20 protein-coding genes are annotated in these 23382 nt (G+C 68.6%); 9 read left to right on the forward strand and 11 right to left on the reverse strand.

The genetic code is table 11. The features are described 5' to 3' along the window. Positions 1–41 precede the first annotated feature (41 nt). The 3 genes from glgX to QM806_RS03560 are packed head-to-tail and all read left to right on the forward strand — an operon-like array spanning position 42 to position 5664. Complete coding sequence (gene glgX, locus QM806_RS03550; protein ID WP_005563008.1) at positions 42–2297, forward strand: glycogen debranching protein GlgX; 2256 nt, start codon at positions 42–44, stop codon at positions 2295–2297. Between the two features lie 13 nt (positions 2298–2310). Next, positions 2311–4668: a malto-oligosyltrehalose synthase gene (gene treY, locus QM806_RS03555; RefSeq protein ID WP_054248059.1), complete on the forward strand. Its 2358-nt coding sequence runs from the start codon at positions 2311–2313 to the stop codon at positions 4666–4668. Between the two features lie 54 nt (positions 4669–4722). Next, on the forward strand, positions 4723–5664 hold the full coding sequence (locus tag QM806_RS03560) for an NADP-dependent oxidoreductase (protein ID WP_005563006.1): 942 nt from the start codon (positions 4723–4725) through the stop codon (positions 5662–5664). A gap of 10 nt (positions 5665–5674) precedes the next feature. Here the strand turns inward: QM806_RS03560 and QM806_RS03565 are convergent, their stop codons facing one another. Together QM806_RS03565 and QM806_RS03570 are read right to left on the reverse strand one after the other, a co-directional pair. After that, entirely contained in the window at positions 5675–6301 is a 627-nt protein-coding gene (locus tag QM806_RS03565; protein WP_005563005.1) for a TetR/AcrR family transcriptional regulator, read from the reverse strand. 91 nt (positions 6302–6392) lie between these two features. Beyond that, the gene (locus tag QM806_RS03570; protein WP_005563004.1) at positions 6393–6581 is read right to left on the reverse strand and encodes a DUF1918 domain-containing protein; all 189 of its coding nucleotides are present in this window, start codon (positions 6579–6581) and stop codon (positions 6393–6395) included. Positions 6582–6690: 109 nt separating this feature from the next. Between QM806_RS03570 and QM806_RS03575 the strand changes: the two genes are divergently transcribed. Beyond that, positions 6691–6840 carry a hypothetical protein gene (locus QM806_RS03575; protein WP_005260252.1) on the forward strand — a complete coding sequence of 50 codons (150 nt, stop codon included), beginning with the start codon at positions 6691–6693 and terminating at the stop codon, positions 6838–6840. Positions 6841–6880: 40 nt separating this feature from the next. Next, positions 6881–8614: a malto-oligosyltrehalose trehalohydrolase gene (treZ, locus tag QM806_RS03580; protein WP_005563003.1), complete on the forward strand. Its 1734-nt coding sequence runs from the start codon at positions 6881–6883 to the stop codon at positions 8612–8614. Here treZ and QM806_RS03585 read toward each other — a convergent pair. Further along, the gene (locus QM806_RS03585) at positions 8581–10146 is read right to left on the reverse strand and encodes an MFS transporter (RefSeq protein ID WP_005260249.1); all 1566 of its coding nucleotides are present in this window, start codon (positions 10144–10146) and stop codon (positions 8581–8583) included. The two genes, treZ and QM806_RS03585, sit on opposite strands and share 34 nt — an antisense overlap. A gap of 127 nt (positions 10147–10273) precedes the next feature. Here QM806_RS03585 and QM806_RS03590 point away from each other — a divergent pair, with 127 nt between their 5' ends. Beyond that, entirely contained in the window at positions 10274–10798 is a 525-nt protein-coding gene (locus QM806_RS03590; RefSeq protein WP_005260248.1) for a TetR/AcrR family transcriptional regulator, read from the forward strand. Positions 10799–10802: 4 nt separating this feature from the next. Here the strand turns inward: QM806_RS03590 and ilvA are convergent, their stop codons facing one another. From ilvA to QM806_RS03605, 3 genes are read right to left on the reverse strand one after another with little or no spacing between them, the layout of a single operon-like run. Further along, positions 10803–12155 carry a threonine ammonia-lyase IlvA gene (gene ilvA / locus QM806_RS03595; RefSeq protein ID WP_039951284.1) on the reverse strand — a complete coding sequence of 451 codons (1353 nt, stop codon included), beginning with the start codon at positions 12153–12155 and terminating at the stop codon, positions 10803–10805. Between the two features lie 43 nt (positions 12156–12198). Then, a complete protein-coding gene (locus QM806_RS03600) occupies positions 12199–13974 on the reverse strand; it encodes a pyruvate dehydrogenase (RefSeq protein ID WP_283290355.1) in 1776 nt (591 codons plus the stop codon). A gap of 54 nt (positions 13975–14028) precedes the next feature. Next, positions 14029–14463, reverse strand: a complete 435-nt coding sequence (locus QM806_RS03605) for a nitroreductase family deazaflavin-dependent oxidoreductase (protein ID WP_005260240.1) — start codon at positions 14461–14463, stop codon at positions 14029–14031. A gap of 171 nt (positions 14464–14634) precedes the next feature. Here QM806_RS03605 and QM806_RS03610 point away from each other — a divergent pair, with 171 nt between their 5' ends. Continuing rightward, positions 14635–14871 (forward strand): hypothetical protein, encoded by a 237-nt coding sequence (locus tag QM806_RS03610; RefSeq protein WP_005260239.1) that lies wholly within the window; start codon positions 14635–14637, stop codon positions 14869–14871. Positions 14872–14874: 3 nt separating this feature from the next. Here the strand turns inward: QM806_RS03610 and dnaE are convergent, their stop codons facing one another. The 5 genes from dnaE to lspA form a co-directional block, all read right to left on the reverse strand. After that, the gene (gene dnaE, locus QM806_RS03615; RefSeq protein ID WP_005260238.1) at positions 14875–18411 is read right to left on the reverse strand and encodes a DNA polymerase III subunit alpha; all 3537 of its coding nucleotides are present in this window, start codon (positions 18409–18411) and stop codon (positions 14875–14877) included. A gap of 98 nt (positions 18412–18509) precedes the next feature. Then, positions 18510–19427 carry an EamA family transporter RarD gene (gene rarD, locus QM806_RS03620; protein WP_005574447.1) on the reverse strand — a complete coding sequence of 306 codons (918 nt, stop codon included), beginning with the start codon at positions 19425–19427 and terminating at the stop codon, positions 18510–18512. Beyond that, entirely contained in the window at positions 19424–20101 is a 678-nt protein-coding gene (locus QM806_RS03625; RefSeq protein WP_169694896.1) for a hypothetical protein, read from the reverse strand. Before QM806_RS03625 ends, rarD begins: the two co-directional genes overlap by 4 nt. Before the next feature lies 1 nt (position 20102). Next, positions 20103–21029, reverse strand: coding sequence for an RluA family pseudouridine synthase (locus QM806_RS03630; RefSeq protein ID WP_005260233.1), 927 nt, complete (start codon positions 21027–21029; stop codon positions 20103–20105). Then, positions 21026–21622 (reverse strand): signal peptidase II, encoded by a 597-nt coding sequence (lspA, locus tag QM806_RS03635; protein WP_169694893.1) that lies wholly within the window; start codon positions 21620–21622, stop codon positions 21026–21028. Before lspA ends, QM806_RS03630 begins: the two co-directional genes overlap by 4 nt. A 51-nt stretch (positions 21623–21673) precedes the next feature. Between lspA and QM806_RS03640 the strand changes: the two genes are divergently transcribed. Together QM806_RS03640 and QM806_RS03645 are read left to right on the forward strand one after the other, a co-directional pair. Further along, a complete protein-coding gene (locus tag QM806_RS03640) occupies positions 21674–22627 on the forward strand; it encodes a hypothetical protein (protein WP_005260231.1) in 954 nt (317 codons plus the stop codon). Next, positions 22627–23379: a sensor domain-containing protein gene (locus QM806_RS03645; protein WP_043793866.1), complete on the forward strand. Its 753-nt coding sequence runs from the start codon at positions 22627–22629 to the stop codon at positions 23377–23379. The genes QM806_RS03640 and QM806_RS03645 overlap by 1 nt, the downstream gene beginning before the upstream one ends. The last annotated feature ends 3 nt before the right edge of the window (positions 23380–23382 follow it).

Here is a 23382-nt window from a genome sequence, read left to right on the forward strand (position 1 = left end):
TCGAGCTGAGAGCGACGCGAACGCGGGCTAGTGTTCTCGGTATGGAAGCAAGCGAGTCGACCGGCACCACGCCCATTCCCGTGTGGCCCGGCAGCGCCTACCCCCTGGGCGCCACCTACGACGGGGCCGGGACGAACTTCTCCTTGTTCTCCGAGGTCGCCGAGGCGGTCGACCTGTGCCTGATCGCGAAGGACGGCACGGAGACGCGCGTACGCCTCGACGAGGTCGACGGCTACGTGTGGCACGCGTACCTGCCGACCGTCGTTCCCGGTCAGCGGTACGGGTACCGGATCCACGGTCCCTGGGATCCCGCGGCCGGGCACCGCTGCGACCCCAGCAAGCTCCTCCTCGACCCCTACGGCAAGGCATTCGACGGCGAGTTCGACGGAGACCGGTCCCTGTTCTCCTACGACATCGACGCGCCCGCCGAGCCCGCCCCGGAGGAATCGGAGGATGCCGTCGAGGCCGTCGACTCGGACGACGACATCGAGGCCGAGGACGCCGCCGAGCTCGCAGCGGAGCCCGAGGACATCTCGACGCCGGGACTGCCCGGACACGACTCGCTCGGCCACACGATGACGACGGTGGTGATCAACCCGTTCTTCGACTGGGCTGCCGACCGCGCACCGAAACACCCGTACCACGACACCGTGATCTACGAGGCCCACGTCAAGGGCATGACGGCGACGCATCCCGGTGTGCCTGAAGAGCTTCGCGGCACGTATGCGGGCCTCGCGCATCCGGTGATCATCGACCACCTCGTCGACCTCGGTGTCACCGCGATCGAACTGATGCCGGTGCACCAGTTCATGCACGATCAGACGCTGCTCGACAAGGGGCTGCGGAACTACTGGGGCTACAACACCTTCGGCTTCCTCGCCCCGCACACCGGGTATTCGTCGGCGGAGAAGCCGGGCGCCGCGGTGTCGGAGTTCAAGGCGATGGTCCGCTCGTTCCACGAGGCGGGCATCGAGGTCATCCTCGACGTCGTCTACAACCACACCGCCGAGGGCAACCACCTCGGTCCGACCATCTCGTTCCGCGGCATCGACAACGCCGCCTACTACCGGCTCGTCGACGGCGACGCCGAGCACTACATGGACTACACGGGCACCGGGAACAGTCTCAACGCCCGGCACCCGCACACGCTGCAACTGATCATGGACTCGCTGCGGTACTGGGTCACCGAGATGCACGTCGACGGATTCCGGTTCGACCTCGCGTCCACGCTCGCCCGTGAACTGCACGACGTCGACCGGCTCTCCGCGTTCTTCGACCTCGTCCAGCAGGATCCGATCGTCAGCCAGGTCAAGCTCATCGCCGAACCGTGGGACATCGGCGAGGGCGGGTACCAGGTGGGCAACTTCCCGGGCCTGTGGACGGAGTGGAACGGCAAGTACCGGGACACGGTCCGCGACTACTGGCGCGGCGAACCCGCGACGCTCGGCGAATTCGCGTCCCGGCTCACCGGCTCGTCCGACCTCTACGAGGCGACCGGGCGCCGCCCCGGCGCGAGCATCAACTTCGTCATCGCCCACGACGGGTTCACCCTGCGCGACCTGGTGTCGTACAACGAGAAGCACAACGAGGCCAACGGCGAGGGCAACAACGACGGCGAGAGCCACAACCGGTCCTGGAACTGCGGCGTCGAGGGACCGACGGACGATCCGGAGATCCTCGATCTGCGCGGGCGGCAGAGCCGCAACATCCTGGCCACCCTGCTGCTGAGCCAGGGGACGCCGATGCTGGCGCACGGCGACGAGATGGGCCGCACCCAGCGGGGCAACAACAACGTGTACTGCCAGGACTCGGAACTGTCGTGGATGGACTGGTCGCTGGCGGACTCCAACGCCGACCTGGTCGAGTTCACCAAACGGGTGATCGCACTGCGCATGAAGAATCCGGTGTTCCGTCGTCGCCGGTTCTTCGAGGGCACACCCATCCGCAGCGGTGACCAGACCCGCGACATCGCGTGGCTCACCCCAGCCGGTGAGGAGATGACCCCAGAGGACTGGGACAGCGGTTTCGGGAAGTCGCTGGCGGTATTCCTCAACGGCGAGGGCATTCCCGAACCCAACCACCGCGGCGAGCGCGTGGTCGGCGACTCGTTCCTGCTGTGTTTCAACGCGCACGACGAAGAGATCGAGTTCTCCACGCCGAACTCCGACTACGCCGACGAATGGGCGGTCGTGCTCGACACCGCCGTCCCGACGGGGGCGAAGGAAGCGGTGATCAAGGCCGGGAATTCGCTGCAGGTCGAGGCCCGGTCGCTGGTCGTGCTGCGCCGGACCGCCTGAGCCGGGGACGACGATGTCGATCACGGCCACGTACCGACTGCAACTGCGCGGGGACTGCTTCACCCTGGCGGACGCCGCCGCCGTCGCCGACTACCTGGACGACCTCGGGATCTCCCACGTCTATCTGTCGCCGATCCTGACGGCCACGACCGGATCGACCCACGGTTACGACGTCACCGACGTGACCCGCGTGTCCCCGGCGCTCGGCGGGCGGGAGGCGCTGGCCGCGCTGGCCCAGGAGTTGCGGGGCCGCGGCATGGGCATCGTCGTCGACCTCGTCCCCAACCATGTGGGTGTCGCGAATCCGCGTGAGAACGCGTGGTGGTGGGACGTCCTCACGCACGGTCGCCGCTCCGAGTTCGCCGACTTCTTCGACATCGACTGGAGCGACGACAACGGCGCGGGCGGGCGACTCGCGCTGCCCGTCCTCGGATCGGACGCCGATCTCGAGTCCCTCACCGTCGACCGCTCGGGACCCGAGCCCCTGCTCGCGTTCTACGAGCACCGGTTCCCGATCGCCCCCGGCACCGACGCGGCCGAACCGGCGTCGGTGCACGACGCGCAGTCCTACCGCCTGGTCCCGTGGGACTCCGGGCTCATCGGGTACCGCCGATTCTTCGCGGTCAGTGAACTGGCCGGTATCCGCCAGGAAGACCCGCGCGTGTTCGAGGCCGCGCACCGCGAACTGCGGAACTGGGTGGCGGACGAGTTGATCGACGGAGTGCGCATCGACCATCCCGACGGGTTGTCCGATCCGGCCGAGTATCTCGACCGGCTGCGCGGGCTGATCGGCGCGGACCGGTGGCTCGTGATCGAGAAGATCCTCGGCCACACCGAACCACTGGACGACCACCTTCCGATCGCGGGCACCACCGGCTACGACGCACTGGCCGAACTCGGCGGCATCTTCGTCGACACGTCAGGAGCTCCCGCGCTCACTGCCCTGTCGGCGTCCCGCACGGGTGACCGGGGTGACGCGACGTGGATTCACGAGCACGAAACCGCGATCAAACGTGACGTCGCCGGAACCATCCTCGACCCCGAGGTCCGGCGCCTCGTCCGTGCGATCCGCGCGGAGACCGGCACCGACTGCGGCGATGCGGACCTGCGTGACGCCGTCGCGGACGTCGTCGCGGCCATGCCCGTGTACCGGTCCGACTACAGTCCGCTGGCCGGGCTGGCGAAGCGCGTGATCGGTGACGTCCTGCGGCGTGAACCGCAACGGTCCGACGCGCTGTCCGCCCTCGCCGCCGCCCTGATCGCCGGCGGTGAGGCGGCCACCCGATTCCAGCAGGTGTGCGGTGCGGTGATGGCGAAGTCCGTGGAGGACTGCCTGTTCTACCGCACCGCCCGGCTGGTGTCACTGCAGGAGGTGGGTGGCAATCCGGCGAACGTCGGCGTCTCCCCCGCCGAATTCCACCTGGCCGCAGCCGAGCGAGCCACCCGGTGGCCGCGGGCGATGACGACGCTCTCGACGCACGACACCAAGCGCGGGGAGGACGTCCGGGCCCGGATCGGCATCCTGTCGCAGGTGCCGGACCTGTGGGCCGAATGCGTCGATCAGTGGGAACGCATCGCACCCAGCCCGGATCCCGTCACCGGACTGTTCCTGTGGCAGAACCTGTTCGGGGTGTGGCCGGTCGACGGCCGCGCTGCGGGCGACGTGCCCGACTTCCGCGACCGCGTCCACGCCTACGCGGAGAAAGCGGTCCGTGAGGCCGGAACCCGGACGTCGTGGCACGACGTGAACGAGGACTTCGAGAGCGACCTCCACCGCTGGCTGGACACGGTGATCGACGGCACGGTCGGGAAGGCGCTCGGTTCACTGTGCACCCAGCTGGCCCCGCACGCCTGGTCGGACTCGCTCGGCCAGAAGCTCCTGCAGCTGTGCGGACCGGGGATCCCGGACGTGTACCAGGGAACCGAGCTGTGGGAGGACTCGCTCGTCGACCCGGACAATCGCCGTCCCGTCGACTACGACGTGCGACGGAGCGTGCTCGCGGGACTCGGCACTCCTCCGCTCGATGCGACGGGCGCGGCGAAGATGCACGTCGTCCGCACGGCTCTGCGCCTGCGCCGGGAACGTCCGGACAGCTTCGTCGGCGGGACCTATGCGCCGGTCTTCGCGTCGGGGACCGCGGCGCAGCATCTGATCGGTTTCGCCCGCGGCCCCCAGGGGTCGTCCGCGGACGTCGTGGCGCTGGCCACCCGGCACACCGTCGGCCTGGAGCAACGCGGCTGGGGCGACACCACCGTTTCCCTCCCGGACGGCACCTGGACCGACCTGCTCACGTCCGCGACGTACACCGGCGGCCGAGTCGACACGTCGACACTGTTCTCCCGCTATCCCGTTGCGCTTCTGGCCCTGTGAGTACTTGTTAACCGCCCGCGGTTAACAAGTGCTCACAGGGGTACTGGCTCTTGTATGTCGCGCCGTGTGGTTGCCCGGGCGTACGGAGGGCCGGAGGTCCTCGCGCTCGTCGACGCCGAGGCAGTGAATCCCGCCCCCGGCGAGGTGGTGATCGAGGTTCGCGCCATCGGGGTCAACCCGATCGACTACAAGCTCTACAGCGGCGCGTTCGGCGCCGACCCGGACGCCCTGCCCTTGCGGCTGGGCAGCGAGGCCGCGGGCGTCGTCGCCGAGGTGGGTGACGCCGCGGCGGGACCGGTGGGCCCGATCTCGGTGGGCGACGAGGTGATCGTGTATCCGGTGTCCGAGTCGTACGCGGATCGACTTGTCGTGTCCGGTGATTCGGTGATCCCGAAACCGGCGTCGTTGCCGTGGAACGAGGCTGCCGGACTTCTCGCGGTGGGTGCCACCGCGGTCGACACCCTCGACACGGCGCACGTCGGCGCCGGCGACCTGCTGCTCGTGCACGGAGCGGCCGGTGGCGTGGGGTCGTTCGTCGTGCAGTTGGCGCGTGCCCGCGGCGCCACGATCATCGGCACGGCGCGCCCCGAGCACCACGACTACGTCCGGTCGCTCGGCGCCGCCCCCGTGTCCTACGGCGCCGGTCTGGGCGATCGGGTCCGCGTCCTGGCGCCCGACGGAGTGGACGCCGTCATCCACACCGCGGGCAGTGACGAGTCGATCGACGTCTCCGTGGAACTGGTGCGGGACCGGTCGCGGTTGGTGACGACCGTCCCCGGGCCCCGGCCTGCCGAAGCGGGCTTCCGGATCGTCGGCGCGCGGGGGCCGGACGGGATGGAACCGCGTAAGCGGGCCCGCGTCTTCCTCGTCGACCTCGCGGGCAACGGCGACGTGCGGGTGCGCGTCGCGCGCACGTACGCGCTGTCCGAGGCGGCGCGCGCGCACGCCGATCTTCGGAAGCCGCACGCGGCGGGCAAATTCATCCTGCTGCCGTAGGCGCGCCCCATCAGTGGAGCAGACTCGCCCGGATCGTCGCTTTCACCCAGTTCCGGTACTCGTCGACGTCCCACCCGCACTGCCGGCGCAGCATCGAGTACACCTGCGGCGACACGACCGTGAACAGCACGTCGGCGGCCCGCTGGACGGAGATCTCGGGACGCAGCAGTTCGTGCGCGGCGAGTCCCTCGGCGAGCGTCATCGCATTCTCGGCCGAGGCCCGCGCCCCCTCGTCGGCGAACCGCCGCATGTCGTCGTCCGCTCCCGAGGATTCGATCGACGTCGTCATCAGGGTCCCGGCCCGCTCCATGACGTCGGTGCTGAATCCCACCATCTGGTCGAGGATCCGTTCGACGGGGTCGCCGTCCCGGGGCACGGGCGTGTGGGCCGCGGCGGTATCACCCTCGATGGCGGCGTGAAGTACCTCGTGGAACAGTTCCGCCTTGCCACCGGGGAACGCGGTGAACACCGTGCGGGTCGACACCCCGGCGGCCTCGGCCACGTTCCGCACCGTCGTGCTGACGTATCCGCGGTCGATGAACAGCCGGGCCGCGGCGTCCCGGACGAGGAGACGGGTCCGGCGCGCCGATTCCGCTCGCAGCGGCGAACTGTAGGGCCTCTTGGCCGTTTCGGGCATGGGCTCACGATAGACGCATTCGATACATCAATCGTGCAACCAATGTGGCACAGCGATTCGCCGCGCATCGACCAGGCGAAACGCCCGATACCTACGACTTCGGGTGTTCCACCCAGGCATCGGATCCGGGAAACACGAGCGCCTCGTGGCCGTCGTCGTACCGGACGAGATAGGGCGGTGCGCCGTTCTCTCCGTGTACCTCCACGACCTCGGCGGTCGTCTCGTGCACTCCGACCACCCTGCCCTGAACGTGCAACCGGTCTCCCACTGCTACGTGCATGTCTGCTCCTCGCGACGTTCGAGTCCGTACTCCCAGCTTGCTACTTCCGGAACCGGGGCGAAAGGGCCGACTCGCCGCCATCTCTGCCGGCGTGTGCCATCGTGGGGACATGGCTACGTATCGATACCTCGACAAGGACCGTAACGTACTCGAGGAGCAGGACTTCGGCACCGTGCAGGACGCCGAGGAACACCGGTTGTCCGTTCTCGGCGCCGAGATCATCGAGGAGGTCGAGGACTCCGGCACGCCCGAAAGCTGACTGTCCTGCGCGGCCCGCCGCGTCGAGGCATGCTGATCGGGTGCACACATTCGAGGTATGGGCCCCGATTCCGGAATCCGTTTCTGTGGAGGTCGACGGCCGACGCCACGACATGACCCCGTCACCGGACGGATGGTGGCGAGCCGACGTCGACGCGTCGCCGGATTCCCGGTACGCGTTCGTCCTCGACGACAGCGACACCCCGCTTCCCGATCCCCGGTCACCGCGCCAGCCCGACGGAGTCCACAGTCCGTCGCAGCTCCACACGCTCGACGAGAGCCTCTGGACCGACTCGCGGTGGACCGGGCGGCAGCTCGCCGGCTCCGTCGTCTACGAATTGCACGTCGGCACGTTCACCCCGGAGGGCACGTTCGCGGCTGCCGTCGCCAAGCTCGACCATCTCGTCGCCCTCGGCGTCGATTTCGTGGAACTGATGCCCGTCAACGGGTTCAACGGGACCCACAACTGGGGATACGACGGGGTTCTCTGGTACACGGTGCACGAGGGTTACGGCGGACCGGACGGGCTGCAGACCCTCGTCGACGCGTGCCACGCCCGCGGTCTCGGCGTGGTCCTCGACGCCGTGTACAACCACCTCGGACCGTCGGGAAACTACCTGGACCGGTACGGGCCGTACCTGGCGCAGGGCGCCAACACGTGGGGCCGGAGCATCAATCTGGACGGACCGGACAGCGGCGAGGTCCGCCGCTACATCATCGACAACGCGCTGCGGTGGTTCCGCGAGTTCCACATCGACGCGCTGCGCCTCGACGCGGTCCACGCGCTCGTCGACCACACCGCCACCCACCTTCTCGAGGACCTGGCCATCGAGACCCGCAGGCTGTCCGCGCACCTGAGGCGGCCGCTGACGCTCATCGCCGAGAGCGACCTCAACGATCCGCGCCTGATCACGTCGCGGTCGGCAGGCGGCTGCGGCCTCGACGCCCAGTGGGACGACGACGTGCATCACGCCATCCACGCCGCCGTCTCGGGCGAGAGACAGGGCTACTACGGAGATTTCGGTTCGATGGCCTGCCTCGCCGACACCCTGCGCCAGGGGTGGTTCCACGCGGGCACGTTCTCGACGTTCCGCGGTCGCACCCACGGCAGGCCGCTGGACACCCGCCGGACCCCGGCCAGTTCGCTGGTCACGTACACGTGCACGCACGATCAGATCGGCAACCGGGCGGTCGGCGACCGTCCCGGCACGTATCTCGATTCCGGGCAGCTCGCCGTGAAGGCCGCGCTCGTGCTGTGCTCGCCGTTCACGCCGATGCTGTTCATGGGTGAGGAGTGGGGGGCGAGCACCCCGTTCCAGTTCTTCACCTCCCACCCCGAACCGGAACTCGCGCGGGCGACGGCGGAGGGGCGTAAGGCCGAGTTCGCCGAGCACGGCTGGAGCACGGACGATGTTCCCGACCCGCAGGACCCGGAGACGTTCGAGCGGTCGAAGCTCGACTGGGACGAACTGGTCCGCGAACCGCATGCCCGGCTGCTCGACTGCTATCGCTCGTTGCTGCACCTCCGTCGGGACCGCGCCGAGCTGACGGATCCGTGGCTCGAGAACCTGTCCGTCGACTACGACGAGGCGGAGCAGTGGATCGTGGTGCACCGCGGTGCGCTTCGTCTCGCGTGCAACTTGGGCGCCGAACCGGTGAGCGTCCCGGTCGGCGGCTCCCCCGTGCTGTGGTGGGAGCCGCCGACTCAGGACGAGACTGCGTCGGCGACGGTGCTACCGGGTCACTCGTTCGTGGTGCTCGACAGCTCACCCTGACGGTCGCGCAGCATCCGCAGGACGAGGATGGCGGTCGCGAACAGGATCACGGCCGTCGCGCCGGCGGCGACGTGCATGCCGTCGACGAACGCCGACTGCGCGGACTCCAGGAACACCGACCGGGCCGCCTCGGGCAGGTGCTGGGCCTCCGCGACGGCGGCGCCGAGCGTGCCCTGGGCGGGCTCGACCTGTTCCGGCGGCAGCATCGACGTGTCGAGGCCGTTCCGGAAGATCGCCATGACGACGCTGCCGAGCACCGCGACGCCGAGTGCGATGCCGAGTTCGTATGCGGTCTCGGACACCGCGGAGGCGGCGCCGGCCCGTTCGGGCTCGACGGCGCTGACCACGAGGTCGGACGTCAGGGTCAGTGCGATACCGACACCGGCGCCTGCGAGGCCGAAGCCGATCACGAACATCGTCGGGGCGCCGTCCACACCGAGCGTGAGCATCAGTGCCGCACCCACAGCCGCGATCGCGAGACCGCCGCCGAGCACGTGCGAGGTGGCCCACCGGCGCACCATCCAGGCCGCCGCGAGTGCGGTAATCGCGCTCATCAGCATGCCGGGCAACATCAGCACACCGGATTCGAATGCGCTGTTGCCCAGCACCAACTGCAGGTACTGCGAGCCGAAGAACAGCACACCGGCCAGCGCGAAGATGGACAGCAGATTGGTGAGGACGGCGGTCGAGAACGCCGGCTTGGCGAACAGGCCGATGTCGATCATCGGGTCCTTCATCGCCTTCTGCCTGCGTACGAACACCACACCGGACACGACGCCGACGAGTCCGACGACGAGGAGCACCGGGTCGACACCGTGCACCACGGTCTCCTTGACCGCGTACACCAACGGCAGCATCGTCGTCATCGACAGCGCCGCGCTGAGCAGGTCGAAGCGTCCCGGGGCGGGGTCCTTCGACTCGGGGATCACGAGCGGTCCCACGGCGATCAGAACCAGCATCACGGGGATGTTGATCAGGAACACCGAGCCCCACCAGAAGTGCTCGAGCAGCCAGCCGCCGATCAGCGGGCCCGCCGCGGTGCCGCCACCGGCCATCGCACCCCACACGCCGATGGCGAGGGTCCGCTGGCGCGGGTCGACGAAGATCGTGCGGATCAGACCGAGTGTCGCGGGCATCAGCGTCGCACCCGAGATTCCCTGCAGAACGCGGGCCGCGATCAGCATCTCGGGTGTCGGCGACCACGCCGCGATCAGCGAGGCGATGCCGAATCCGGCGGCGCCGAGGAGCAGCAGGCGACGCCGCCCGATCCGGTCGCCGAGCGTGCCCATCGTGATGAGCAGGCCGGCGAGGACGAACGAGTAGACGTCGATGATCCACAGCAGCTGCGTGCTGCTGGGTTCGAGGTCGGCGCTGATGAACGGCAGTGCGAGGTCGAGCACGGTGCCGTCGACGGCGATCAGGAGGACGGCGAAGGCCAGGACGACCAATCCGAGCCAGTCTCGGCGTGATGCGGAGGACTGACCTGGCGCGCCGTAGGCGTCGTTGATCCCGCGATCCGTGGAGACAGACATTTATCTTCCTGCGACTTTCCGATTCGAGAGACTGACACGGTGATGAACCGTCCAGCCGGTACAGTTCCGTTACATTACCGTGAACCGTCCGGACGGTAAAGTTATTTCCCGGGTACAGTCCCTCTTCATGGCTGCCGGTACGCGCGATCGAATACTCGACGCCCTCGAGAAGCTGCTGCTCGACGTGGGGATAGCCCAGGTGACCCTCGAAGCGGTCGCTACGGAGGCCGGGGTGTCCAAAGGCGGACTGCTCTACCACTTCCCCAGCAAGGAAGCGCTGCTCGCCGCCATGGTGCGCCGGCTCGGCGAACGGGCGGACGCCCAGCTCGCCGACGCCGTCTCCGGCGGCACCTCGCTGTCCGAGTGGTATCTGCAGGTTCCCGACGCGAGCACCACCGAGGAACTCGCCCTCTATCGTTCGACCATCGCCGCGCTACGGAGCGTCGACGGTCAGCACGACGAGATCCAGAAAGCCGTCACCGAGGTGATGCGCGGCTGGGACGAAGGTCTCCAGAGCGAGATCGACGACCCCGTGCAGGCCGAGATCGTGCGGCTCGTCGGCGACGGGATCTACCTGTCCGCACTGCTCGGGCTCCCCATGCCCGAGCCCGAGCTGTACAACAAGGTGGTCGCGCGGCTGCTGCAGAAGTAGCGGCTCAGGTGAGGTAGCGGTACGCGGGGCTCCCCGGCTCCAGGCGTTCCACCTGCATCCGGGACTGCTCCATCCGCTCGAGCAGGTCGCCGAGCCCCTCGGCCTTCCCCAGCTCGATACCCACCAGGGCGGCACCGGTCTCCCGGTTGTTGCGCTTCACGTACTCGAACAAGGTGATGTCGTCCTCGGGCCCGAGCACCTCGTCCAGGAAGCGGCGCAGCGCGCCCGGCTCCTGCGGGAAATCGACGAGGAAATAGTGCTTCAGGCCGAGATTCACCAGCGAGCGTTCCAGGATCTCGCCGTACCGCGAGACGTCGTTGTTGCCCCCGGAGATCAGGCACACCACCGTGGAACCCGGCTCGAACGTGATGTTGCCGAGGGCAGCCACCGACAGGGCGCCCGCGGGCTCCGCGATGATGCCCTCGTTCTGATACAGCTCGAGCATCGTGGTGCACAACGCACCTTCGTCGAGGTTGGCCATCACGAAGCTCTCGGGATCGAGCCGGATCGTGGTCGACCGGTCGGACTGGCCCAGCGACGTGTGCGTCGCGACCTCGGCGCCGAGGGCGGACACCACGGCGTAGGGAAGGTCGCCGACCCGCTTCACCGACGCGCCGTCGACGAACGGGTCGATCTCCGTCAACGTCACGGGCCCACCGGCCACCAGGGCCGCCGTCATCGACGCCGCCCCCGTCGGCTCCACCCCCACGATGGCCGCATTGGGTGCGTGCGCACGCAGATACGTGGCGATGCCGGCGATGCATCCGCCGCCACCGACCGGGACCAGCACGGAATCGGGGGCCGCACCGAGCTGCGCGAGGATCTCGGCGGCGATGGTGCCCTGTCCGGCCGCGGTACGGGCGTCGTCGAACGGCGCCACCATAGTCGCGCCCGTCCGCCGCACATCGGCCGCGGCCGCAGCGGCAGCGGCGTCGTACGTCTCCCCCGTCAGGATCAGCTCGACGAACTCGCCGCCGTGCGCGCGGATGCGGTCACGCTTCTGCTTGGGGGTGTTCGACGGAACGTAGATGCGGCCCGTGATTTCCATTGTCCGGCAGGCGAAAGCGACGCCCTGCGCATGGTTGCCCGCGCTGGCCGTCACCACTCCGGCCGCACGCTCGCCGGCATCGAGCTGGGCCATGAGGTTGTAGGCGCCGCGCAGCTTGTAGGAGCGGACGACCTGCAGGTCTTCGCGCTTGAGGTAGACGTTCGCGCCGGTCAGCGACGACAGGCGCTCGCTCCGCTGCAGCGGGGTCGCGTCGATCACGTGGGAAATTCGCTCGATGGCAGCGTCGATGTCGCCCACTGTCAGGGGCGAGGTGATGTTCTGGGCTGCGGTATCGGGCGATGTGGACACCCGGATATGTTCCCACTCTCCAGCCATGGGATACCAGTCGGGTTCAGCCGCGCGGATCGAACTGGGACGGTCGCGGCACGTTGCGGACATTCGACTTCGCCATCTTCACGGCCTCGCCGACACCGCCGTTCATCACCATCTTCGACAGCGCCAACGCGAAACCGGTGACCTGCCCGCCCGTGATGGTCGGCGGCAGCGACAACGCCAGCGGGTCGGTGACCAGATCGACGAGCGCCGGTCCGTCGTGATCGAACGCCTGCCGCAGACCCGATTCGATGTCGGCCGGATCCTCGATCCGGCGGGCGAAGATGCCCAGTGCCGACGCCACCGCCGAGTAGTCGACGGGCGCGACGTCCACCCCGAAATCCGGCAGCCCGTCCACCAGCATTTCCAGCTTGACCATGCCCAGAGTGGAATTGTTGAACACCACGATCTTGACCGGGAGCCGGTACATCGCGACCGTCACCAGTTCTCCCAGCAGCATCGACAGCCCGCCGTCGCCCGACACGGAGACCACCTGCCTGCCCGGCGCGCACACCTGGGCGCCGATCGCGTGCGGCAGGGCGTTCGCCATCGATCCGTGCAGGGCCGAGGACAGGAAACGCCGCGACCCGTTCGGCGTCAGGTAGCGCGCCGTCCAGACGTTCGACATTCCCGTGTCGGTGGTGAAGATCGCGTCCTCGGCGGCGAGGTCGTCGAGGATCGACGCCGCATATTCCGGGTGGATCGGGATGCGCTGCTTCGCGGGTTTCGTGTACGCACCGACCACCTTGTTCATCAGCGTCCGGTGCTTCTCGAGCATGTCGTCGAGGAATCGGCGATCGTCCTTCCGCCGGATCAACGGGGCGAGGGCACGCAGCGTGCTCGCCACGTCGCCGTGCACGGCCAGGTCGACGTTCGTTCTCCGGCCGATTCGCTGTGCGGCCCAGTCGATCTGCGCGGTGCGGACTCCGTCGGGCAGGAACTGGTTGTACGGGAAGTCGGTTCCGACGAGCAGCAGGAGGTCGGCGCCGTGCATGCCGTCGTGGGCCGCCCCGTATCCCAGCAGTCCCGTCATACCGACGTCGAAGGGGTTGTCGTACTGGATCCATTCCTTCCCGCGGAGCGTGTGGCCGATCGGCGCACCGATCGCGTCGGCCAGGCTCAGCAGCTCCTCGCGAGCCTCCCGCACGCCCTCGCCGGCGAAGATCGCGACCTTTCCCGCCCCGTTCACGGCGTCGGCGAGCGCCTGCACGTCGGCCTGGTCGGGCACGATCGCCGGTACGCCGGTGTGCGGCACCGACGGCGCCTTCCCGTCGGCGGGGCGGTCCGCGATGTCGCCCGGAAGGGTGATCACCGCGACACCGGACAGCGCGGTCGCGTGCGCGATGGCGGACGCCGTCACGCGCGGCGCCTGGGCGGGACTGCCGATCAGCTCCGCGTACCGGGAGCATTCGACGAACAGGCGGTCCGGGTGGGTCTCCTGGAAGAAGCCGAGACCGATCTGCTCGCTCGGGATCTGCGCCGCGATCGCAAGTACGGGCGCCCCCGAGCGGTCCGCGTCGTAGAGACCGTTGATCAGGTGCAGATTTCCCGGACCGCACGAGCCGGCGCACACCGCCAGTTTGCCGGTGACCTGCGCCTCCGCTGCCGCGGCGAACGCGGCGGCCTCCTCGTGACGCACGTGGATCCAGTCGATTCCACCCTTCGCCGCGCCACCCGACCGCCGGACCGCGTCGACGACGGGATTGAGACTGTCGCCCACGATTCCGTAGATCCGCTGGACGCCGGCGTCCTGTAATTGACGTACCAGCTGATCGGCAACGGTTTTCGCTCTCATCGGGCCTCCGGTCGGGGGACGGTCGAACGGCGAAGGACAGCGGCAGTGCGGGCGTCAGGCGGGTTCGAGCACGAACACCGGGATCTCCCGATCGGTATTCTTCTGATACTCGGCGTAGTCCGGGAACGCGGCGACGGCGCGGTCCCACCAAGCGGTCTTCTCCTCGCCCGTCACCTCACGGGCCACCATGTCCTGTGTGGTCGAGCCGTCGCGGAGTTCGACGTGCGGCTCGGCCTTCACGTTGTAGTACCAGACCGGGTTCTTGGGTGCGCCGCCGAGCGAGGCGACGATCGCGTACGTCCCGTCGTGTTCGACACGCATCAACGGCGTCTTGCGGAGTTTGCCGGATTTCGCGCCGCGCGTGGTCAGCAGGACGACGGGCCTGCCGCCCAGCGTCGTGCCCTCGGCTCCATCGGTGGATTCCATCAACTCGGCCTGATCTGCTGCCCACTTGGACGGACTGGGCTCGTATTCACCTGTGAGTGGCATGCGTCCAGTCAACACCTGATCCGCGACAACGCGCCACCGATTCCACCGAACGAGCGCACATGCGAAGAACCGCATCCGATTGTTCGTTGCGCCGAACTCCGGGTTCCGAGTACCCTGATCCCACGCGGGGGACGTCCGCTCCCCCGACCCGCGCCAGTGAGGTGACCTGCGATGACGACACACGACGCATGGGTGCGCCGCGAGGTTCGCCGCCGCGGCCCCGCCCGGACCGTCGACATCGCCGGCGCCGAATGGCCCCTCTACAAGCTCGAAGCGCTGGCCGTCGCTCTGCTGGTCTTCGTCACGATCCTCGTCGTCACCCAGACGCTGCAGGCGGCCGTACTCACCGCCGCCGCGGTGGCCGTCGTGGTGTGGTGGGCGCGGCGCCTCTTCCCGCCGCGCCCCTAGCCGTCACACGGACAGGCAGCTCGGTCCGAGCAGCGCCTTGAGATCGCCCATCAACGCCGACGACGGTTCCACCCGGAGCACGTCGTCGACCTTCCACAACGTGACCTCGGTGCCGCCGATCAACCGCACGTGGACGTCCGACGTGCCCGGATGGCGCGTGAGCACCTGACGCAACGCGCCGATCTTGTCCTTGGTGCACTGACGCAGCGGCAGACTGACCGCCAGCGGCTTCGCGACCCCCACTGCCGAGAGATCCGGCACCGCAAGGTCGTTGGCGATGAGTGAGATCCGATCGTCACGAATCGACACTCGCGCCTTGACGAGCACGACGGAGTCCTCCGTGACATCCATCCCGTAGACCGAGTAGGCCTGCGGGAAGAACAGCACCTCGATACCACCGGTCAGATCCTCGAGCTGCGCGGACGCCCAGGTGAGACCGTTCTTGTTGATCCTCCGGTTCACCGACGCGAGGATCCCGCCGACGGTGACCTGGGTGCCGTCCTTGATGTCGCCTTCGAGGATGGTCGGGATCGCGGTGTCGGACTGCGCCGACAGCACGTGTTCGACGCCGTTGAGCGGGTGCCCGGACACGTACAGGCCCAGCATTTCCCGTTCCAGCGCCAACCGGTGCTTCGAGTCCCACTCTTCCTCGGGGATCTTCACGTTGAACACCGAGGAGATCGACTCGTCGGCGTCGTCGCCGCCGAAGAGGTCGAACTGTCCGATCGCCTCCGCCTTCTTGGTGCCCATCACCGCGTCGATGGCGTCGGCGTGGACGAGCATGAGTCCCTTGCGCGGATGGCCCAGCGAGTCGAATCCGCCTGCCTTGATCAGCGATTCGGTGACCTTCTTGGAGCAGGCGGCGGCGTCGATCTTGTTGAGGTAGTCGGAGAAGTCGACGAACTTGGACTTCTCCTTGCGCGCCTTGATGATCGAGCCCACGACGTTGGCGCCGACGTTGCGGACGGCGCCCATGCCGAACCGGATGTCCTCACCGACGGAGGCGAAGTTGACCTCGGATTCGTTGACGTCCGGCGGCAGCACGGTGATCCCCATCTTGCGGCAGTCCGCGAGGTAGATGGCGGCCTTGTCCTTGTCGTCACCGACCGAGGTGAGCAGACCGGCCATGTACTCGGCCGGATAGTTGGCCTTGAGGTACCCGGTCCAGAACGACACCAGGCCGTACCCGGCGGCGTGCGACTTGTTGAACGCGTACCCGGCGAACGGGAGGATGGTGTCCCACAGCGCCTTGATGGCGGGCTCGGAGAATTCGTTGGCGAGCATGCCCTCGCGGAAGCCGGCATACGCCTCCTCCAGCACCGAGAGCTTCTTCTTACCCATGGCTCGGCGGAGAATGTCGGCCTGTCCGAGCGAATACCCGGCCACCTTCTGAGCGATCTGCATGATCTGCTCCTGGTAGACGATCAGGCCGTACGTGTCGGCCAGGATCTCCTTCAGGGGCTCCTCGAGCTCCGGGTGGATGGGTTTGACCTCTTGCCGCCCGTTCTTGCGGTCGGCGTAGTCGTTGTGCGCGTTCATGCCCATCGGACCGGGCCGGTACAGAGCGAGCACCGCGACGATGTCTTCGAAGCCGGTGGGCTGCATGCGGCGCAGCAGGTCGCGCATCGCGCTCCCGTCGAGCTGGAACACGCCGAGAGTGTCTCCGCGGGAGAGCAGTTCGTACGTGGCCGGGTCGTCGAGCGCGAGGGTGTCGAGATCGAGGTCGATCCCCCGGTTCGCCTTGATGTTGTCGATGGCGTCACCGATGACGGTGAGGTTCCGCAGTCCGAGGAAGTCCATCTTCAGCAGGCCGATGGCCTCGCACGACGGGTAGTCCCAGCCGGTGATGATGGCACCGTCCTGGGCGCGCTTCCACACGGGAATCGCGTCCATCAGCGGTTCGGACGACATGATCACCGCGCAGGCGTGAACGCCGGCGTTACGGATCAGGCCCTCGAGCCCCTTGGCCGTCTGGTAGATCTTCGCGACGTCCGGGTTGGAGTCGATGAGGGCGCGAACCTCCACCGCTTCCTTGTAGCGCTCGTGGTTCGGGTCGGTGATGCCGGACACCGAGATGTCCTTGGCCATGATCGGCGGCGGCAGCGCCTTCGTGATCTGGTCGGCGATCGCGAAACCGGGCTGGCCGAACTGGACTCGGGCGGAGTCCTTGATGGCCGCCTTCGTCTTGATGGTGCCGAACGTGATGACCTGGGCGACGCGGTCGCTGCCCCACTTGTCCGTCGCGTAGCGCACCATCTCGCCGCGACGGCGATCGTCGAAGTCGATATCGATATCGGGCATGGAGACGCGTTCGGGGTTCAAAAACCGCTCGAACAGCAGGCCGTGCGGGATGGGGTCGATGTTGGTGATGCCCATCGCGTAGGCGACGAGCGAACCGGCCGCCGAGCCTCGGCCGGGGCCGACGCGGATGCCGACCTCCCGCGCGTGGTTGATGAGGTCGCCGACGACGAGGAAGTAGGCGGGGAAACCCATTTCGAGGATGACGCCGATCTCGTAGTCGGCGCGGGCGAGGTACTCCTCGGGCGGTCCGTCGGGGAACCGGCGGTCCAGTCCGCGCATGACCTCCTTGCGCAGCCAGGTGCCCTGCGTCTCGCCCTCGGGGACCGGGAAGATCGGCATCCGGTCGTGGTGCGCCCACACGTCGTCGTACGACTGGACCCGCTCGGCGATCAGCAGTGTGTTGTCGCACGCGCCGGGCACCTGGTCGTCCCACAGCGCGCGCATCTCCGCGGCCGGCTTCAGGTAGTAGCCGTCGCCGTCGAACTTGAACCGGGTGGGGTCGGACAACGTCTTACCGGTCTGGATGCAGAGGAGCGCCTCGTGGTTCTCCGCGGCTTCCTTGGTGACGTAGTGGCAGTCGTTGGTGGCGAGCGGCGGAATCTCGAGCTTCTTGCTGATCTCGAGCAGGCCCTCACGCACTCGTCGCTCGATCGACAGTCCGTGGTCCATCAGCTCGAGGAAGAAGTTGTCCTTGCCCCAGATCTCCTGCCACTTGGCAGCGGCCTCGAGCGCCTCGCGGTCGTGGCCGAGTCGCAGCCGGGTCTGGATCTCACCGGACGGGCATCCCGTGGTCGCGATGATGCCCTCGTGGTGGGTGGCGATGAGCTCTTCGTCCATCCGCGCCCACTTGCCGAGCTGGCCCTCGATCGACGCGAGCGAGGACAGCTTGAACAGGTTCCGCAGACCGGTCGCGTTCTCCGCGACCATCGTCATGTGGGTGTACGCGCCGCTACCGGAGACGTCGTCGGACTTCTGGCTGCGGTCGCCCCACAGCACGCGCTTGGTGTTGAAGCGGGACTCGGGCGCGATGTACGCCTCGATGCCGATGATCGGCTTGATGCCCTGCTTCTTCGCCACGTTGTAGAACTCGCTGGCGCCGTACATGTTGCCGTGGTCGGTCATGCCGACCGCCGACATCCCCAGTCGCTCGGCCTCTTCGAACAGGGGGCCGACCTTGGCCGCACCGTCGAGCATCGAGTACTCGGTGTGATTGTGCAGATGTACGAACGAGTCAGCCACGTGCGCCTCTCTGAAGGTCTGGGAGCCTCACGAGTGTAGGCCCTCGGACCGACAGCACCGGTCGCCGACGGCGGATGTCGGAGAAGTCGTGACGCGAGTTACTGGACGGGCGCCTGGGACGGTTCGGTATTTCGCCGCTCGCGCCGGACCCGTACCAGCGCATCGGTACTGAAGATCGCGAGTGCCACCCAGATCAGCGCGAAACCGATCCACCGCGACGCGGGCATGTCCTCGTGGAGAACGGCGACGCCCCACGCCATCTGCAGCGCAGGCGTCAGGTACTGCAGCATGCCGAGTGTGCGCAACGGCACCCGTTGCGCGGCCGCGCCGAACAGCAACAGCGGCAGCGCGGTCACCGGTCCCGCGGCCAGCAGCAGCAGGGTGTGACCGATCCCGAACCCGAGGAACGTGCCTGCCCCGGTGAGGGCGAGGAACACGAGGTAACCGATCGCGACGGGCGCGGCCACGATTCCCTCGGCGGTCAGGCTCGTCCGCGGGTCGAGCGGCATCACCTTCTTGCACAGCCCGTACAGGGCGAACGACGCGGCCAGGGTCAGCGCGATGTACGGCGGATGCCCGTAGTCGACGGTGATCACGATCACCGCGGTTGCGGCGAGCGCGAGCGCGACGATCTGGGCGGGGACGAGCCGTTCCCGGAAGATCACGACCCCGAGTAGCACGCTCACCAACGGGTTGATGAAGTAGCCGAGCGCGGTCTCGACCACCCGGTCCGAGGTGACCCCGTAGATATAGGTGCCCCAGTTCACCGCGATGGCCGTCGACGCGGCCGAGACCAGGAGCCAGGTGCGCACACTCAGCCCGCGCAGCGACCGGAGCCGGCCCGAGACCGCGAGGACGACGAACATGAGCGCGAGCGTCCACACCACCCGGTGCGCGAGGATCTCCACCGACCCGGCCGGGCCGAGCAATCCGAAGAACGCCGGGAACGCGCCCCACAGCACGTAGGCGCCGACTCCGCAGGCGGCGCCCACGGTTTCCGCCTTCCTCGCCTTCACGAACCGCTCCCCGGGACGATGCCGTCGTCGGGGCCGGGCCGGACGATCTCGACCTGCTCCGGCAGCAGCGGGCGCACGGCGAATCGCCCGGCGACGGCGTCGGCGCCGAGTGCCTCGACCGCCCGGACGTCCGCGGCGGACCGCAGCGCGGTGAGGGCTTCGTGATCACCGCGGACGACGACACCGATCACGCACGCGCAGTTCCGGGCGAGTTCCGCCGACGACACCGCCGCGATCTGCGCCTGTCGCTCCGTTTCGCCCGTCATCGCCTGGGCGCGTCCGGCGGCCAGGACGCTCGCCCGTGCGAGCGCCGCATCGCCTGCCGCGACGGACACGGGAACGAGGGGGGTCTGCACCCGGTCCAGGGGCACACGGAAGAGCACCTGCGACACCCGGGTGCCGGACGCGGCGCCCCGGACGACGTCCGTCGTCACCGGACGCGTGAACGAAACCAGCGCCCACTGCTCGCGGCGCGCGTCCGCCGCGTCGAGCGACCGGTCCGCCCGGGCCAGGTAGTCGGCCACCACTTCCCCGTTGTCCGGGCCCAGCGTGTCCGTCGACACGGGCGCCCGCCGGACAGGGTGCAGTACTCCGAGCACGACCGTCACCGCGATCAGGGCGACGGCGGTGAGCACTGCCGGCACCGCGGTACCGCCCGGGTACGGGCGCCTCACCTCAGCTCGCCCGCAGAACCCCGAGAGCGTCCTCGAGATCCTTCGGGTACTTGGACGTGATCTCGACCCACCGCCCGTCCGCGGGATGCGCGAAACCGAGCGACCGGGCGTGCAGCCACTGCCGTTCCAGCCCGAGACGTTCCGCCAGCCGCGGATCGGCCCCGTATGTGAGGTCGCCGCAGCACGGGTGCCGCAGTGCGGCGAAGTGGACGCGGATCTGATGGGTCCGGCCCGTTTCGAGGTGGATGTCCAGCAGGCTCGCCGCCTGGAACGCCTCGACCGTGTCGTAGTGCGTGATGCTGGGCTTGCCGTCCGCGGTGACGGCGAACTTCCAGTCGTTGCTGCGGTGCCTGCCGATCGGCGCGTCGATGGTTCCGCTGCTCGGGTCCGGGTGACCCTGCACCAGCGCGTGGTACCGCTTGTCGATGGTCCGCTGCTTGAATGCGCGCTTGAGGAGTGTGTAGGCGCGTTCCGACGTGGCCACCACCATCACCCCGGACGTGCCGACGTCCAGCCGGTGCACAATGCCCTGGCGTTCGTGCGCACCGGACGTCGAGATCCGGAAGCCCGCGGCGGCGAGACCGCCGATCACCGTCGGACCGGTCCAGCCCACGCTGGCGTGGGCGGCCACACCCACCGGTTTGTCGACGGCGACCACGTCGTCGTCGGCGTACAAGATTTCCATGCCCTCGACGGGTTCCGCCTCGATGGTCAGCGGCCGCGGCGGTTCCGGCAGTTCCACCTCGAGCCAGGTGCCTGCGGACAGACGATCGGACTTGCCGACGGGTGCGCCGTCGACGAGCACCGAACCCTCCTCGGTGAGCTGAGCCACCGCGGTGCGCGACAGACCGAGCAGTCGAGCGAGGCCGGCGTCGACCCTCATCGCTTCGAGCCCGTCCGGGACCGGCATCGACCGTGTCTCCCTCACTTCTCTACCCCCTTACGTGTTCCGTCCGGTTCCAGCCCTATCAGTGTGAGCACGACGAGCAGGATCGCACCGCACACGATGCCGGAATCCGCCACGTTGAACACCGGCCACCAGCCGACGGACACGAAATCGACGACGTGACCCTGCATCACTCCCGGCGCCCGGAAGAACCGGTCGACGAGGTTGCCGAGGGCGCCTCCGAGTACCAGCCCCAGACCGAGCGCCCACCACGGCGACCGCAGCGTGCGGCCGATACGGACGACGCCGATCACCACACCCACGGCGACGAGCGTGAGCAGCCACGTCATGCCGGTGGCCATGGAGAACGCCGCACCCGGGTTGCGCACGAGCCGCAGCGAGACGATGTCCCCGATCAGCCAGACCGGCCGGCCGGGCTCGATGTTGGCGACGGCGAGGATCTTCGTCAACAGGTCCGCGGCCAGGACGGCACCGGCGATCACGAACAGCAGCAGCCTGCGCTGATGCTTCACCGGCCGGGGCGCTGCGGTGCCGGACGTGTCACCGTCGTTTCGGTCTTCTGCGTCGGTCTCGTTCTCTGCCGTGGGGTCTTGACTCACCCGTTCATCATCCACTACGGAGGCAAGCCTCCGTTCACGCGCTCCCGCGCGCACTAACCTGGGGGCGTGCCACTGTTCTCGAAAGCTCTGCGACCCGGATTCTGCCTACTCGCCGCAACCCTCTCCCTGGTCGCTCTGACCGCCGGGTGCGGAGGTGACGGCGACTCCTCGGAGTCGAACCCCGCAGGGTCCACGTCCACTCCCGCCGAAGTGACCGTCCCGATCTCCGCCACCACCGTCGAACTGATCCAGCCCGGCGAGGAGCCGCGCGAGGTGATCCAACGCAGACCGCCGGCGGGGGTCACGCAGCAGGTGCAGTTGACCACCGGCGCGCAGGTGTTCCAGCAGATCGACGACCAGCCCGCCCAGGACTTCTCCTCACCCGAGATCACACTCCCCCTCACCGCCGCCGTCGGGCAGGCCACCGACGACACGGATGGCGGCACCACCGTCGACCTCACGCTCGGTGACGTCACCAGCCCCGACGACCGCCTCGGCAGCGCGCTCGAAGCCAGCGCCGGTTCGGGCGCCGGCTTCACGGTCGACCCCACCGGTGCGATCACCGCGCTGCGACTGCGTCCGGACGCCGAAGCCCAGGACATCGCGCGCTCCGCGATCGAGCAGGCGTTCTACCAGGCCGTGTATCGCACGGTCCCGTTTCCGGCGGAGCCCGTCGGAGTGGGCGCCCAGTGGACGATCCGTCAGCAGGTGATGAGCGGCATCGCCCTCGACCAGACCACCGTGGCCACCCTGACCGCCCGGGACGGCAACCGCCTCACCGTCGACTACACGATCGACCAGAAGCCGAAGTCCCCCGTCTGGGAGCTGCCCGGGGAGGCAGGCACGCTGAACGTCGACCAGTACGTGATGCACGGTTCGGGCACCATGACCGTCGACCTCGGCCTGCCGCTGCCCGTCGCCGGGACGGTGACCGTGGGCGGCGACCAGGAGTACAGCGACCCCGACGGCGCCACCCGCCTGCACCAGACCACGTCGAACTCGGTCCGGTGGGGTTCCTGATGCGCCGCGGACCCGTCGCCGCCTCGTGCTCCCTGTTCGCCGTGCTCGCGCTGTCGGCGTGCTCGTCGAACGCGTCCGGCGACGCCGGCGGCACCGCCTCACTTGTGCCGCTCGGACCGGTGGTGACCGCAGCACCGGACGCGGCGGGCACACCGTTCGCCGATCCGGCCGCACTGAAGGCGGCCCTCCTCGACGTCGGCGACCTTCCTGTCGGATTCACCCCCGTGCCCGACCCCGAGGACGATCTGGGGCTGCCTCCGGCGTCGGAGTCGGCGGACTCCGACAAGTCGAGCACGGATCCCGCGGAATGCGGCGCGGTGCTGTCGCCCGTCGCGGATCAGCGTGCGGGCGCGGTGGCGTCGGCGTCCGGCTGGTTCACCGGCCCGGACTTCGCCACCATCGACCAGGACGCGGCGAGCTACGGCACCGGCGCCGACGCATCCCAGGCCTTCGCGGTGGTGCAGGACCGGCTGGCGGGATGCACCGAGTACGCCGGCACGGACGCCGACGGCGTGCAGGTGCAGTACCGGGTCGGCGGCCGCGAGCAGCAGCCCGCCGGTGACGCGTCGGTGGCGTTCCGGCTCGTCACCACCAGCGAGGGCGTCAGTCTGGTCTCGGACGTGGTGGTGGTCGTCGTCGGGAGCACCGTCACCCAACTGGTCGCGACGGGCCAGGACCCGATCGACGCCGGCGTCTTCGGCGACCTGACGAGCACCGCCGTATCGAAGCTCGCGCCCGCACCTGCCGGCTGAACC

The sequence above is a fragment of the Rhodococcus sp. IEGM 1351 genome (assembly GCF_030056875.1).
Classification (GTDB): Bacteria; Actinomycetota; Actinomycetes; order Mycobacteriales; family Mycobacteriaceae; genus Rhodococcus_F; species Rhodococcus_F opacus.

Bases quoted from the DNA above. Each gene is read 5' to 3' on its own strand.
- QM806_RS03645 (WP_043793866.1), top strand. From the start codon at position 22,627: ATGCGCCGCGGACCCGTCGCCGCCTCGTGCTCCCTGTTCGCCGTGCTC.
- QM806_RS03570 (WP_005563004.1), bottom strand. From the start codon at position 6,581: ATGCACGTAGCAGTGGGAGACCGGTTGCACGTTCAGGGCAGGGTGGTC.
- QM806_RS03600 (WP_283290355.1), bottom strand. From the start codon at position 13,974: ATGAGAGCGAAAACCGTTGCCGATCAGCTGGTACGTCAATTACAGGAC.
- glgX (WP_005563008.1), top strand. From the start codon at position 42: ATGGAAGCAAGCGAGTCGACCGGCACCACGCCCATTCCCGTGTGGCCC.
- treY (WP_054248059.1), top strand. From the start codon at position 2,311: ATGTCGATCACGGCCACGTACCGACTGCAACTGCGCGGGGACTGCTTC.
- QM806_RS03560 (WP_005563006.1), top strand. From the start codon at position 4,723: ATGTCGCGCCGTGTGGTTGCCCGGGCGTACGGAGGGCCGGAGGTCCTC.
- QM806_RS03605 (WP_005260240.1), bottom strand. From the start codon at position 14,463: ATGCCACTCACAGGTGAATACGAGCCCAGTCCGTCCAAGTGGGCAGCA.
- QM806_RS03590 (WP_005260248.1), top strand. From the start codon at position 10,274: ATGGCTGCCGGTACGCGCGATCGAATACTCGACGCCCTCGAGAAGCTG.
- QM806_RS03575 (WP_005260252.1), top strand. From the start codon at position 6,691: ATGGCTACGTATCGATACCTCGACAAGGACCGTAACGTACTCGAGGAG.
- QM806_RS03565 (WP_005563005.1), bottom strand. From the start codon at position 6,301: ATGCCCGAAACGGCCAAGAGGCCCTACAGTTCGCCGCTGCGAGCGGAA.
- QM806_RS03610 (WP_005260239.1), top strand. From the start codon at position 14,635: ATGACGACACACGACGCATGGGTGCGCCGCGAGGTTCGCCGCCGCGGC.
- QM806_RS03585 (WP_005260249.1), bottom strand. From the start codon at position 10,146: ATGTCTGTCTCCACGGATCGCGGGATCAACGACGCCTACGGCGCGCCA.